This is a genomic window from Mesorhizobium sp. WSM3862 (assembly GCF_002294985.1).
Classification (GTDB): Bacteria; Pseudomonadota; Alphaproteobacteria; order Rhizobiales; family Rhizobiaceae; genus Mesorhizobium.
This window is the reverse complement of record NZ_NSGE01000002.1, coordinates 817,929-830,591: the sequence shown is the minus strand read 5'-3', so window position 1 is coordinate 830,591 and position 12,663 is coordinate 817,929. Positions and strand designations below refer to the sequence as shown.

The 12,663-nt window shown below is 59.9% G+C and carries 12 protein-coding genes and 1 pseudogene; 2 read left to right on the top strand and 11 right to left on the bottom strand.

The features are described from left to right. The first annotated feature begins 9 nt into the window (after nt 1-9). Nucleotides 10-222 (top strand): hypothetical protein, encoded by a 213-nt coding sequence (locus CK224_RS08330; protein ID WP_095809392.1) that lies wholly within the window; start codon nt 10-12, stop codon nt 220-222. A 240-nt stretch (nt 223-462) separates the two neighbouring features. Here the strand turns inward: CK224_RS08330 and CK224_RS32330 are convergent, their stop codons facing one another. Both CK224_RS32330 and CK224_RS08325 read right to left on the bottom strand, forming a co-directional pair. Beyond that, nucleotides 463-585 (bottom strand): hypothetical protein, encoded by a 123-nt coding sequence (locus CK224_RS32330; RefSeq protein ID WP_280952250.1) that lies wholly within the window; start codon nt 583-585, stop codon nt 463-465. A 125-nt stretch (nt 586-710) separates the two neighbouring features. After that, entirely contained in the window at nt 711-896 is a 186-nt protein-coding gene (locus CK224_RS08325) for a hypothetical protein (RefSeq protein WP_245425777.1), read from the bottom strand. 280 nt (nt 897-1,176) lie between these two features. On the opposite strand from CK224_RS08325, the pseudogene CK224_RS08320 reads away from it, so the two are divergent. Then, a pseudogene (locus CK224_RS08320) lies at nt 1,177-1,362 on the top strand (MucR family transcriptional regulator); the annotation flags it as partial. Nucleotides 1,363-2,297: 935 nt separating this feature from the next. Here the strand turns inward: CK224_RS08320 and proX are convergent. The 9 genes from proX to CK224_RS08270 form a co-directional block, all read right to left on the bottom strand. Continuing rightward, nucleotides 2,298-3,545: a glycine betaine/L-proline ABC transporter substrate-binding protein ProX gene (gene proX, locus CK224_RS08310; RefSeq protein ID WP_245425770.1), complete on the bottom strand. Its 1,248-nt coding sequence runs from the start codon at nt 3,543-3,545 to the stop codon at nt 2,298-2,300. Further along, nucleotides 3,493-4,431, bottom strand: coding sequence for a proline/glycine betaine ABC transporter permease (locus CK224_RS08305; RefSeq protein WP_095781398.1), 939 nt, complete (start codon nt 4,429-4,431; stop codon nt 3,493-3,495). The genes proX and CK224_RS08305 overlap by 53 nt, the downstream gene beginning before the upstream one ends. Next, nucleotides 4,424-5,566 carry a betaine/proline/choline family ABC transporter ATP-binding protein gene (locus tag CK224_RS08300; RefSeq protein ID WP_095781397.1) on the bottom strand — a complete coding sequence of 381 codons (1,143 nt, stop codon included), beginning with the start codon at nt 5,564-5,566 and terminating at the stop codon, nt 4,424-4,426. The genes CK224_RS08305 and CK224_RS08300 overlap by 8 nt, the downstream gene beginning before the upstream one ends. Before the next feature lie 272 nt (nt 5,567-5,838). Then, nucleotides 5,839-6,153, bottom strand: a complete 315-nt coding sequence (locus tag CK224_RS08295; protein ID WP_095781396.1) for an NIPSNAP family protein — start codon at nt 6,151-6,153, stop codon at nt 5,839-5,841. Then, entirely contained in the window at nt 6,150-6,959 is an 810-nt protein-coding gene (locus tag CK224_RS08290; RefSeq protein WP_095781395.1) for an alpha/beta fold hydrolase, read from the bottom strand. The genes CK224_RS08295 and CK224_RS08290 overlap by 4 nt, the downstream gene beginning before the upstream one ends. Before the next feature lies 1 nt (nt 6,960). Then, nucleotides 6,961-8,040, bottom strand: a complete 1,080-nt coding sequence (locus CK224_RS08285) for an LLM class flavin-dependent oxidoreductase (RefSeq protein ID WP_095781394.1) — start codon at nt 8,038-8,040, stop codon at nt 6,961-6,963. Nucleotides 8,041-8,081: 41 nt separating this feature from the next. Further along, nucleotides 8,082-9,593, bottom strand: coding sequence for an aldehyde dehydrogenase (locus tag CK224_RS08280; RefSeq protein ID WP_095781393.1), 1,512 nt, complete (start codon nt 9,591-9,593; stop codon nt 8,082-8,084). 20 nt (nt 9,594-9,613) lie between these two features. Beyond that, nucleotides 9,614-10,600, bottom strand: a complete 987-nt coding sequence (locus CK224_RS08275; protein WP_095781392.1) for a flavin reductase — start codon at nt 10,598-10,600, stop codon at nt 9,614-9,616. 137 nt (nt 10,601-10,737) lie between these two features. Continuing rightward, nucleotides 10,738-12,552: a helix-turn-helix domain-containing protein gene (locus CK224_RS08270; RefSeq protein WP_095781391.1), complete on the bottom strand. Its 1,815-nt coding sequence runs from the start codon at nt 12,550-12,552 to the stop codon at nt 10,738-10,740. Nucleotides 12,553-12,663 lie beyond the last annotated feature (111 nt).

Here is a 12,663-nt window from a genome sequence, read left to right as displayed (position 1 = left end):
AGTGAGCCTATGAGGCTTTACAGGGTGGAAGAGATGGTCGGCGACATGCCGATATCCCATCGCGTAGCCAGCGCAGACACCCCTTGGGAGGCCGCCAGAAAGGCCACCGGCAAGGACGTCACGGCCCGGACAGATGAACGCTTTTGGGTGCGGGTGACCGATGAAGGAAACCGCACGGTTTACAAATATGCCTTCAAGTCTGGTGCCTCGGGCCGCCTTTAGGGTTCTGGCCGGCTTGGCCACAAGACGGACTTAGCTGGGTCCGCAGAAGAGCCCGCCGCACCTCCTCCGCGCGCGGGCTCTTTGCGTCGGGACCGACCCGACAGGGCGCGCTCGACCGTTTCCCGGGAGCCGCGACCAGGAACCGAACTGCAGCGGCCCCGAAGTGGCCCAAGACAACAAAAGCCCGCCGACCGGAGCCGACGGGCTTTGATCTGGCGACTCGAAGGGCCGAACTGGCATTCACTGCATTCCCGTAGCTGCGACTATGATGAGTCCCATCACAGCCGCAACCATGACAGCGATCATAGCGATCTCAAAGCCGCTTCCGCCATCGACAATTTTTTTGCCGGCCATGCGTTTCATACTTTCCGCCTATGCCCGTCTATGGGCGACAAGCCATCAACCCCCCTTGCTGAAGTCTGGCGTAGCGAGAAGGGCGCCGTCATTTAAAAATGATTGTAGGTCGGGCGGGCATGCCGGTCGCCATCTCAGCCGGCCAAGCCGCCCCCACGATGCTGCATCGCTTCGCTCAGAAGACGAAACACGCTGTCGATCTCCTCATATATCTCCTTGGGCCCGATGCCTTGACGCCCGGCAGTAGCCAGGAGTTCGACGACAAGATCGGCAATGACCCCTGGGTCTTCGGTGTTCACGTTTGGCAGATGTTCTGCCATCCATCGGTCCAGAAATTTCAAAGCCCGCGCGCTCATACTGAGGATAATCTGGCCGCTACCTTCGGGTCCTTCCTCGAAATCCGACGCATGCAAGCGGCGTCGCTGCCTAGCCTACCCTTTCAAGCTCTACCGCCAGTTGGACGGGGTCCTCTAAGCCCTGTTTGAAAAGGCAGAAGAGCTTGACCGCAATTTCTTCCCGCTCCTCCCTGCGCGTGATGTGATGCTTCTCGCAGTATTCGTTCAGGAGTTTGGTCAGGATGTCGAGCTGGGCGGAATCTGCCTCAAGCGGCACCTAATGACCGATCACGACCTCACGCCCGAGCAGTATCGCGCGAAATGGAACCTGCCGGCAGACTACCCGATGGTGGCGCCGAACTATGCGGAGCGGCGATCGGCGTTGGCGAAGGCGTTGGGCTTTCAGCATAAGGCTGCAGCTAAGCCGGCGAAGAAGGCAAGCGGAGCGTGAGGTGAAGGCCCTCTGCGCGGCGGGTGCAAGAGCCCGCGCGTGAGAGAAGGATTGCGAGCGGGCTCCATGCTCTGCCTTTCAGGCGGCCCGGATAGAATGCCGGAACTACCCCGTGCCGCCGAAGCCATATTCGCATCCCGCTGGGACGTTCCCTATTCAGACACAAGGCGTAGAGAATGACGCTTTGGTCCCTCCGCTGAAACTTTCGCCGCGGTACATCATTTGATAGAGCCGGCGAGCCGTGATGCCCTATCGTCGGCGGCAGAAGGAGTGATAGATGCCCTTGCCTGGAGTGGCCGGCATCGTCCTTTATCGGGACGCCGCGCCGTGCCATGTTGACCATAAGGGTGCGAGCGCGGCTGTCTTGGGCCAGAAGCGGATTGGCAGCTTCGAGGCTCGCGCTCGGCTGCGAGGTCCTGAAGGGTTTCTCACGACGCGACCATCAGACGCCTTCAAAGGCGGCGTCGACGGTCTTCGCCGGGAGCAGCACGCGCCACGATTCGACGAGACGGCGTGGCCGGGTTTCGCGCCAAGCGTGTAGTGCTTCGATCGTGGGAGCCGTGCCTTCAGGCGCTCCAGGACATCGTCGGTGACGCCGAGCGCGGCGCGTCGTTTCGCGAGCCACCAGCCGGAAACGGAGGCAAGCGACCGGTTGTCCAGCAGTTCGAAACCTTCGCCGACCTGTTCGGGCTGCTCCGCATTGTAGGGCTTGCGGTAGGCTTGATCACCATGAAGGCGAGACGGTACTCGTCCGAATGCGGTGCAAACCTGTTGAGGCTCCACGGCTACTTAGCTTGGCTCAAGGGACTCAGTAGCGAAAGCACCGCAGTAATGGCAAATCGAATTGCCCCGGCGGCTTGCGCCACCGGAGCTTCTTTGCGTCGTCAAACCCCGGCGTCGGGTCGGCCTGGCGCGGCTACTTCAGCGAATTGTAATCAGCTTGCAATTTTGGCACGGTCAACCCAGGCATTGAACTGTTCCTGATGGGTTTCGATCCATTCATGCGCCAGCTTTTTGATGTTGTTGTCGCTGCCACCCTTTTCGCTGATCGTTTGTTCCCAGGTCGACCAGTCGGCCAGCGGGAACGACATCTGCTCCACGAGCTTCTTGACTGCCGGATTGGCTGCAATGAACTTCCGGTTGGCGACGGCGTTCCAGTTCCATGCCGCCATGGCCATGCGGCATGGATCAGCACCGCCAGCGCAACCGCTGACGCCTGGCACCAGGGCAGACCCCTTGTTAGGGACCGCTTCCGGCAAGGCATCGAAGGGCGTCGGCAACCAGACGACATCCTTGCCGGGCACCAGAGCCTTGTTCATCCACGAAGGGCTCCAGGCATAAAAGAATACCGGCTCGCCGCGCTTGACGCGGGCGACGGCCTCGACCATCAGCGCCTCGTATTTGCCGCGGACCGAATTGACGCTGCCCTTGAGTCCGAATTTCTCAAGCTGGAAGTCGACGACGTCGCCGCAACTCCAGCCTGGATCGCAATTGATGAGGTCGGCTTTGCCGGTCGTGCCGAAAAGAGCAGCGATCTTCGCATCCTTCATCTGATCGAGCGTGGTGATGTTGTTTGCGTCGGCGGTTTTCTTGTCGATCAGATAGCCATTAATGCCGCCGCCTTGAATTAGGCCACCGCCGACGATCTCCGCCTCCGCCTCGACCTTCTTGTAACCCGGCTCGCGCTGCGGGAAGTTTATATCGGTCGCGATATCGAGATCGCCCTGGGCCGCCGCCTGGAGGAACAAGGTGGTGTTGAGCGTGCTAAGCTTGACGTCGTAACCGAGTTCCTTCATCGCCGCCATGCCGATCTGGGCAACGACATAATTGGCGCCTAGGCTGTCGGACTGGGCGTACCGCACCGTCTTGCCGCTCCCAGGCAGGTCTTCGGCGAAAGCAGTTTGGCCTAGAGAGGCCGCCAGCACCATGCCGGTGACAAAAAGGGAAAAGGCTTTCAGGCTGTGCTTCATCGATGTTCTCCTTCTGGATTTTTCTTTGGACTTCACTGAGTTCGAGGTTCGGCTGTAACGCGGGCGCTGCAAGGCATAGGCAAGTGAATTCCTGGCCGGCGGAACGAGCCGCCGGTGTCTGTTGTCATTCCGGTGGTGGTTGCCGCCGGAGCGATTCCGCTCAATGCGTGCGATTAGCTGCGGATGTTGCGATGGCCTCCTGCGATCGCTCACCCTTGAAAAGATTGAAAAGGTAGCGCAGCACCGACCTGCGCTTGCGGTCGGTCGGCTGGGCAAGCTGCTGGGTGATCCGATCAAGCATCATGGCGAGCAGGACGATGGCGATGCCACCGACGGCGGCGCGACCGACATCGAGACGTCCGAGACCTTGGAGAACCACGAGGCCAAGGCCTTCCGCGCCGATCATGGCGACGACTACGGACATCACCATCGCAGTCAGCACGGTCTGGTTCAGTCCTCCGAGAATGGTGGGGATAGCCAACGGCAGCTGTATTTCCCACAGAAGCTGCCGCTTATCGGCGCCGAAGGCGAGACCTGCTTCGACCATTTCCTGCTCTACCATGCGAATACCCAGATTGGTGAAGCGGATTAGCGGCGGTGCAGCTGCTGTTACGACCGCCACTTCGCCCGGCACTGTGCCCACGCCGAACAGCATGACGACCGGCACGAGGTAAACGAACGTCGGTGTGGTCTGCATAATGTCGAGCACCGGCCGCACCACGCTCCAGACCTTGTCGTTACGAGCACACCAGATGCCGGTCGGCACGCCGATGGCGGTGCAAAACACGATGGCCGTGGTAATCAGCGAAAGCGTTGTCATGGCCTCGGTCCAGACGCCGATGGCTGCGATCACGACAAGTGAGATGGCGCTGAACACCGCGATGCCGATGCTGGCAAGCCGATAGGCGGTCAAGAACACCAGAACGACGAAGATCGGAAACGGAATTTCGTGCAGTATGTAATCGTTGAACGACAACAGGTTTTCGACCGGCCACTTGATTGCAAGAAACAGTGGACGGAGGTGGAGCGCGACCCATTGGACGGCGTCTGCAATCCACTGGTCCACCGGAAAGATGGCTAGATCATCGGCATCAAGCATTGTGGCCTCCCATCGAAGCAGGCGCTGGCGATCTCGCCGCCGAGGCGATCCGTCCAAGGATATGTTCGGGTTCAAGCATGCCGAGGAAGCGGCCGTCCTCGTCAATGACGGCCATTGCCTTGCCGCTCTGATACAAGCCAGCGACATCCACGAGCTTGGTGGCGCCGCTCACCGCGACGAAATCACGCGTCAAAAGGTCACCGACCGGCTTGCCAGCCTTTACCTGCTGCAGGGCTGCAGCATCGAGACAGCCGACGATGCGGTTCGACGCGTCGATGGCAAAACTCATAGCCTCGGGATGCTCGGCGTCACCGACGATCCGCGCCGAACCATCGCCCGACACCGTCGAACCGGTGCGCATCACCGACCGTGCGTCAAACAATCGCGACCGGTCGACTTCGCGCGTGAAGGCGGCGACATAATCGCTGCCTGGTTCGAGCACGATCGATTGCGGTGTTCCCTCGCGCACCAATTCGCCTTCGGACATAATGGCGATGCGCGTTCCGAGTTTCAGCGCCTCCTGGAAGTCATGAGTGATGAAGAGGATGGTCTTCTTCAGCGTGTGCTGCAGCCGCAGCAACTCATCCTGCATCTCGGTCCTGATCAGCGGGTCAAGGGCGCTGAAGGCTTCGTCCATTATGAGGACGTCGGCATCGGTCGCCAGGGCCCGCGCCAAGCCGACACGCTGGCGCATGCCGCCGGAGAGTTCATGCGGGCGATGATAGGCCCATTTGGCGAGACCGACGATCGCCAGCACCTCTTCAGCGCGCCTGCGTCGCCGCGCGGCGGAAACGCCACGCAACTTCAGGCCGAATTCGGCATTTTCGATCACCGATTTGTTTGGCAACAAGGCAAAATGCTGGAAGACCATGGAGATGCGCGTGCGCCGCAATTCGCGAAGCGCGTCCTCTCGTAGCGGCACGATGTCGATATCGTCGAGCAGGATCTTGCCTGCCGTTGGTTCGTTCAGCCTGTTGATGCAACGCGCCAGCGTCGATTTGCCGGACCCGGAAAGGCCCATGACCATGTAGATCGCGCCCGAGGGAACGGAAAGCGAGACGTTGTTCAGACCGACGACGGCGTCGGTCTCCGCAAGGACACGAGCCTTATCCGCGCCGGTGGCGAGCAGCGTCATGGCTCTGGTGGGTGAAGGGGCGAAAATCTTATACAGATTCTCTACTCTCAATCGCTCTGTCACCAATGGCTCCCATGTTTCAACGATACGGATGTTCCCGATCCGCAATTTTTTTGACGAGGATCAAATAAGGGGCATGTCAGCGAGATCGTCTTCCGCGAACACGGAGGATTTTTGCCCCTCCCCTTCCTCCGATCCGAGGTGCGTTAATGGCAGTTCAACTCCACCGTGCGCGGTTGGATTCAGGGTTTTGCCTTACCCTCCCCTTGGTCCTATTGGAGTGGCGAAAAATCGGTCGGCAGAAGGATACGGTTTTCCGCGCTTTCGATCAGCGCCGTCAGTTTCGGAATGAAGACCCGCCAGCGCGCATCTTCCGACAACGTGCGCCGGCGCGCCACGCGATCGGCGAAATCGGCATATCGCCAAAGATGGACCACCTGGTTCAGCTGCCCGACCTCGGTGACGAAATAGCCGATCAGTCCACCGAGAATCGGTTCCTGGATTGCCAGCCCCTCCTCGCGCACAAGCTTAAGATATTCGGAGGTTTTGCCCGATCTTATGCGATAGATACGCTCTTCAACGATCATTTCACGGTCTCCGGCACGGTCAAAAAATCCGCCATCATCGATGCGACGAGATCGGGGGCTTCCGTCAGGATCGAATGCCGCAGCCCCGGAAGGACGCGGAGCTCGGAGCCTGGGATGCGCTCATGCATATATCTTGCCATGCGCGGATTGGAGCCTGCATCCTCCTCACCGGTTGCAATCAACGTCGGGCAGCGAATTTGGTCGAGAAAACCGCCGAAGTCGGTCTCGGCGAGAACCCGGTAGGCAGAAGCGTAACAGTCCGGATCGTTCTGAGAATTTCGCTGCCTAAGCGTTGCGATCAGATCGGGATTCTTCTTCTGGAAATCCTCAGTCAGCCAACGCGACAGGGATGCGTCATAGTGCGATCCCGCCTCGCCGCTGCGAAGAGCGGCGAGGCGGGCGAGAACGCGCTCCCGCTCCTCGGGCGTGCGTCCCGCGACCGTCGAGAGGAGAATCAGGCGCTGAATGCGCGGAAGATGCGTCAGTGCCAACCGCTGTGCGATCAACCCGCCAAGCGAAAAACCGGCCAGATGGAAACGGTCGAAGCCGACACTGTCCGCCAACGCAAGTGTTTCGGCAACGAAATTGTCGATCTCGTAGCGGCCTTTGACGCGCGACGAGTTTCCGTGACCCCGTAGGTCGAACGTCAGGATGGTGAACCGATGCTTCAGCCGCTCGACGACCCCGCTCCAGGCTTCAAGGTAGGAACCGACACCGTGGATGAGCACCAGCGGCTCTGCCCCATTGCCGTCAACCCTATAGTTCAGGACCACATCTCCGACCGTATGACGCTGCGTATCAGTCATCCTAATACCCTGCCGCGGCCAGTTGCTGGGTTTCGCGCTCGCGTTGCGCAAAGAAGGGCATGACCTCGTCTGTGAACAGGCGAAGCGTCTTCTTCTGCAGTTCGAAGGGCAGGTTGAAGCTGAGGCCGAGACAATATTGATCGACGCCAGCTGCTTCGTAGTCGAGCAGCTTCTCGATCACTTCGTCGGGCGTTCCAAACATCAGGTTCTTGCGGATATTTTCCGGGTTGTAGTTGTCGCGGCCCTTAACGCTTTCGAAGGGCACGGCCTCTGGGAAACCGTTCTTCACGGTGCCAATGTTCTGCATGAGGTTTTCGAAAAAGCGACCATAGTTCATGCTGTGCTCGACGGCGAGATGCCAGTCGTCCGCCCTGTCATAGACACAAGTGCGCCGCTGCATCATGAATTTTGGGCGTTTCACCTCGGGATGATCGGCGACCGCCTTGTTGAACTTGCTGGCGAGCACGTCGATTTCCGCCGCCGGAAGCGAGAGCGGCGTGGAGAGGATGTTGGCGCCGATGCCGATCGCCCAGTCGAAGGTGCCAGGATCGCGGGCGGCGACCCAGATGCGAGGACCTCCCTTCTGTAGCGGCTTCGGCACCGAGGTCGCTCGCGGAAAATTCCAGTACTGGCCCTCATGCGCATAGTCACCGGCCCAAAGCTTCTGGACCGCTGGCACCAGTTCCTTCATGTAGCCGACGCCCTCCTGCTGCTGGACGCCCGGCGCCATACGGTCGAACTCGTACTGATAGGCGCCGCGGGCGATGCCGAATTCCAGGCGCCCGTTCGTAAGGTGATCGCACAGTGCGGCTTCGCCAGCGAGACGGATTGGATTCCAATAGGCGGCGGCAAGCGTTGCCGTTCCCAGGCGGATACGGCTCGTATGCTGGGATAGCCACGTGAGGATCTGAAACGGATTGGGTGATATCGTGCACTCGATTGTGTGGTGCTCCGGCGTCCAGATCGTCTCAAACCCGCCGGCGTCCGCGATTTTGGCAAGTTGCAGCAGATTGTCCATTACGGCCGTCATCGAGGTTTCTGGCGAAAAACGCTCCATGCCCAATGAGACGGCAAATTTCATTTCAATCTCCCTTGGATGGTTGGTCCCAGCGTTTCTGACGGTCAGCGCAGTCGAATGACAAAGGGATCCTGCATGGCGCCGGAATAGTCGATGACGACATTTTTTGCCCTGGAGAACTCGCGCATGACGTCGAAACCTCCACGCCTGCCGTAACCACTTTCCTTGAAGCCGCCATTTGCGGACATGTAGGCTGCTGACCGGTAGGTGTTGATCCAAACGGTACCCGCATCGATCCGGTTGGCGAAGCGCATCGCCCGGTCGATATTCTGGGTCCAGATCCCGGATGCGAGGCCGTAGCGTGTGTCGTTGGCGAGTTCGATCATGTCTTCTTCAGAGGAAAAGGGCATGACACCAACGACCGGTCCGAAAAGCTCATCGCGCATGAAGGACATATCGTTCTTGGCGTCGATCATGACGGTCGGCTCGAAATACCAGCCGCGGGCGAGTTCTTCCGCCTGAGGACGGTTGCCGCCTGACGCGATCCGTGCCCCTTCCTTGACGCCCGAAGCAACGTAGGACTCAACTTTCGTCAGCTGCGCCGACAGCGCCAGCGGGCCGATATCCGTCTTGTCCTCCAATGGGTGGCCGACGGTGATGCGGTTGGTGCGTTCCACCAACGCTTCGATGAACCGGTCGTAGACGCTGGCCTCCACGAAGCAGCGCGAGCCGGCGACGCAGGTCTGGCCCGCAGCTGCGAAGACGCCCGAAACGACCCCATTAACGGCCTTTTCGATATCAACGTCGGAAAAGATCACGTGGGGAGATTTGCCGCCGAGTTCCATTTGGCACTGCGCAAGGTTGGCCGCCGCGTTAGCGGCAATCTTACGGCCGGTATCGGTGCTGCCGGTGAAGACGTATTTTGCGATGCCCTTTTGCCGCGTCAGCGCGTCGCCGGTTACCGCACCCGTTCCCGAGACGACGTTGACAACGCCGGCCGGAAACCCCGCTTCCATGATTAGCTCGGCCAAGGCCAGCGTCGAGGCCGTCGCGTGCTCGGAAGGCTTGATGACGATGGTGTTGCCAATCGCCAAACAGGGAGCGAGCGTTCCTGTCAACATCATCAGCGGCGAGTTCCAGGGTGTGATCATGCCGACGACGCCGATCGGCTCGCGCATGTTGAAGTTGAGCTGGTCCAGCTTGTTGACCGGGATCGTATCGCCCTGCAGTTTGTCAGCCATGCCGGCAAAGTAAGTGTAAGAGTCCGGAATCGAGCGCATCTGCGCCCGCATTTCCTTGATCAGCTTTCCATTGTCGCGTGTTTCGATCAGCGCCAGGTCGTCGGCATTGGCGAGAACCAGATCGGCCAGCTTGCGCACCAGCTTTCCGCGATCGGTCTGCGTCATACGTCGCCAAGCAGGATTGACGAATGCCTTTTGCGCCGCCTCAACCGCCAGTCGTACATCGTTGGCGTCGGCTTCCGCAAACTGATACCAGGCCTCCGCGGTGGTCGGGTCGAAACTGTCCAGGTAGCGACCGGATGTCGGTTCGACAAACCGGCCGTCGACAAAGAGGTTGAGGCGCATTCCCTCGAGCGATTTCACCGTCGTCTTCATCGTCGCTTCCTGATCTCGGGTTAGTCTTGAATGGCCTGATGCCACGAGCGGGCCTCGCCCTCGATCATTGCGAGCCGCCCGCCGTCGCCGGAATCCATGTAGATGCCAAAGCGTTCCTGCTTGCGCTCGCGGACATAGCGGCGGAGCATCGCCCGCAATTCCCGGGTCGGGATGAGGTCATAAGGCAGCTTGTCAATGGCAAAGAACCGCAGGTCTTCCGGCAGGTCGCGCCCTTGTCCGCCATCGGCAAGTCGGGCGCGATAGATCAAATAACCGGGGTCGCAGTCGGCAACGTCGAAGATCGAGTAAAGAAAGGTGTTGTCTGACAGCAGCTTGAGGGATTTGCCGTCGTCGAGCGGCAGTTCGCTGCCGGCCTTACGGCGTTTGGCCGTTGGCAGAGCCCAGCCACCGCTTCCATCCGCTCGCAGCAGGATCTCGCCGCTGGCTTCGATCAGATAACCGATGATCATGTTGTGCGAGGCCAGCCAGCCGGACGGCAGCGGATCCTTGACGCTGGCGTATCGGCCACGGCAAAAGCCGAGCGGCGCCGAAGGGCTCGTGCCGAAAGCCTGCACCTGGCCGATCAGGACGACATGATCGCCTGCATCGACCCTGTTGTAGATCGTGCAGTCGAACCAGGTAAGGCTGTCCGTCAGGATTGGAGCGCCGGTATGAACTCGGTCGTGATTGACGGAGTGGAACTTATTGGGGGATTTCGAGGCGAAGGTCGCCGAGATGTCGACCTGTCCCTCATGTAGCAGGTTGACGGCAAAGGAATCCGCGGTCGTAAAAGCAGCGAAGCTTGACGCCGATTTTGCGACGCAGACCAGCAGCAGCGGCGGATCGAGCGAAACCGAGGTGAAGGAATTGGCCGTCATGCCGCGCGGATCGCCGCCCGTGTCCCGCGTCGTGATGACGGTGACGCCGGTGACAAAGGTTCCGAAAGCCCGACGCAACGCGATTGGGTCGATAGGCGTCGGATTCTTTGCGGTTCCCGTGGTCAACATGGGATCAGCGCCTCCTGTTGGTTGTCAGTTGAAGGCTAACCGCAAGAGGAGCGACCTTCTTCCTTCACTCAGCTGGAAGAGCGCGGGAAATATTGCTGCTGTTTGCGGTAAGAGACGGGGGGGGCCGATCCGAAAGGTCAGGTCGATTGATCTTCCGCCGAAGAACGACCTTCCGTGACACCATGCAGGTGAATGGCCAATTCGATGGCAAAGCGTCGCTCTGGCGTCTCGACATCAATGCCGAACATTTCCTGGATTCGCGACAGGCGATAGCGCAGCGTGGTTACGTGCAGGCCCATCGCATCGGCGCAGGCGCCACTGCGGCAGCCCTCCCTCAGATAAGTCGACAGCGTTTTCAGATAGGGCGTGCCATGCTGGCGGTCATGGGCGGCGATGGCGCCGACGCTTTCCTGAACGAAAGCGCGTACGTCGTCGACGCCCGCGGCCGCTACGAGCATCGGCAACGGCCCAAAATCCTGCCCGGACAGCGCACCGGTGCGACCGAACGAACGGGCGATGGCAATCATGCGGCTGCAGCGATCCCAAGCCAACGGATAATCCGTCAGGGTGGCACAGGCGTTGCTGGCGATGACGATCGGTTCTTCGTCAAAATATTGGCCAAGATCCGCTGCGATGCGCCGCATCAGTTTCGATGTCCGCTCCTGTTTCCAGACCTCGTCATAGGGAATGAGGCACACCAGCCCGCCATCGATGGCCACGACGCACGCGGGAACGGAAGCTTGCTGCATGATACGAGCGAGACTGTGATGCAGATCGACGGACGTTCCGCCAAGATTCTTCGCGCTCTCGGGAAAGTCGACGACGACGATTTGCTGAGTCGTCATGAAATTGATGCCGAGCCGCTGGGCTCGCTGCTGGACATCTGCCGCGTCGCGCCAACGCCGCTCCACCACCTCGAAGAAAAGCTCGGTCTGTGTGCGGGTTTCGAAACGGAATCGGATGAAACTGCGCATCATTTGGACGCTGAGCGCGAACTTGGCGCTGTCAAGCAGCAACTGGTCCAGATCGCTGAAGGCACGCGACGTGGAAAAGATGATCAATGCCCCGACAAGTTGGCGGTCGACCGTCAAGGGCTCGATGCGGGCGGCGAGATTGAGCCGGGAGCTGCCGTCATCGAGAAAAAGCGTCGCCCCGCTGTTGCCGCCCCGCTCAATTGTATCGCGTGCTGCCTTTCCCAGTTGTCGGCTCAGCGGACCGGCCGCTGCTGATTGCCAAGCGGCATCATCGAACTGCACCTCGTTTGGCGAGCGCCCGGCGATAATCTGGTTCGCAGTAAAATCGACGACGACGACCGGATTGGGCAGCAGGCTGCCGACCATCGCCGACAGTGAAGAAACTGAGCCGTCTGCAAGCACGTGTTCAAGTAGGGAGGTGTGCGCCTTGAGCGCCTTTTGCAACCGGTCTCCGGCCTGCCGTTCGGCTTCCAGCCGCTGCTCCCTCTCGATCGCGATGGCGCCGAGATGGACGATCATACCCAGAAACGCCAAATCCTCTTCCGGGACCTCCATGATATCTCGCGACACAACGCTCAGCACCATCGGCCGGCCCTCGAAATCGCTGCAGTTCATAGGCATGACGAGGACGGTACGGTAATCTCGCTCGAAAGCTTCGCGGCGATAACCTGGAAACTCCTCGGATTCGCGCACGTCGCGGATGTAGACTGGCTCGTTCCGCTTCAAGGCGATCAGCGAGGGGCTCGTCGCCAGTTCCCAACGGTCAGGGAGCGTTCGCTCGATCAACGTCGGATCATAGCGAACCATCACATGGGCATAACCATGAGCGGCGTCGATCGACATGATCGAACCGAGCGTCCAGTTTGCATGGCGGCAGGCGGCGAAAACCAAGTGCTTCAGGATCATGACAAGATCGCCGCCGGAGTTGATCTCACTCGCGACATCTTTGAGAACCGAGATTTGCGCCTTTTTGTCCACGATCGCTCCCTGCGCCACGACCCGCTGAGTTAGGCATGCGCGGGAGCTGAATTCTACATCGTTTCGAAGTGCCGGCCTTTCTGTTTTTCCTCCTTAATGGAGGAAGACAGT

Excerpts from the sequence above, each read along its gene's own strand:
- CK224_RS32330 (WP_280952250.1), bottom strand. The coding sequence starts at position 585 with ATGAAACGCATGGCCGGCAAAAAAATTGTCGATGGCGGAAGCGGCTTT.
- CK224_RS08280 (WP_095781393.1), bottom strand. The coding sequence starts at position 9,593 with ATGAAGACGACGGTGAAATCGCTCGAGGGAATGCGCCTCAACCTCTTT.
- CK224_RS08295 (WP_095781396.1), bottom strand. The coding sequence starts at position 6,153 with ATGATCGTTGAAGAGCGTATCTATCGCATAAGATCGGGCAAAACCTCC.
- CK224_RS08325 (WP_245425777.1), bottom strand. The coding sequence starts at position 896 with ATGGCAGAACATCTGCCAAACGTGAACACCGAAGACCCAGGGGTCATT.
- CK224_RS08330 (WP_095809392.1), top strand. The coding sequence starts at position 10 with ATGAGGCTTTACAGGGTGGAAGAGATGGTCGGCGACATGCCGATATCC.
- CK224_RS08300 (WP_095781397.1), bottom strand. The coding sequence starts at position 5,566 with ATGACGCTGCTCGCCACCGGCGCGGATAAGGCTCGTGTCCTTGCGGAG.
- CK224_RS08285 (WP_095781394.1), bottom strand. The coding sequence starts at position 8,040 with ATGAAATTTGCCGTCTCATTGGGCATGGAGCGTTTTTCGCCAGAAACC.
- CK224_RS08290 (WP_095781395.1), bottom strand. The coding sequence starts at position 6,959 with ATGACTGATACGCAGCGTCATACGGTCGGAGATGTGGTCCTGAACTAT.
- CK224_RS08275 (WP_095781392.1), bottom strand. The coding sequence starts at position 10,600 with ATGTTGACCACGGGAACCGCAAAGAATCCGACGCCTATCGACCCAATC.
- CK224_RS08305 (WP_095781398.1), bottom strand. The coding sequence starts at position 4,431 with ATGCTTGATGCCGATGATCTAGCCATCTTTCCGGTGGACCAGTGGATT.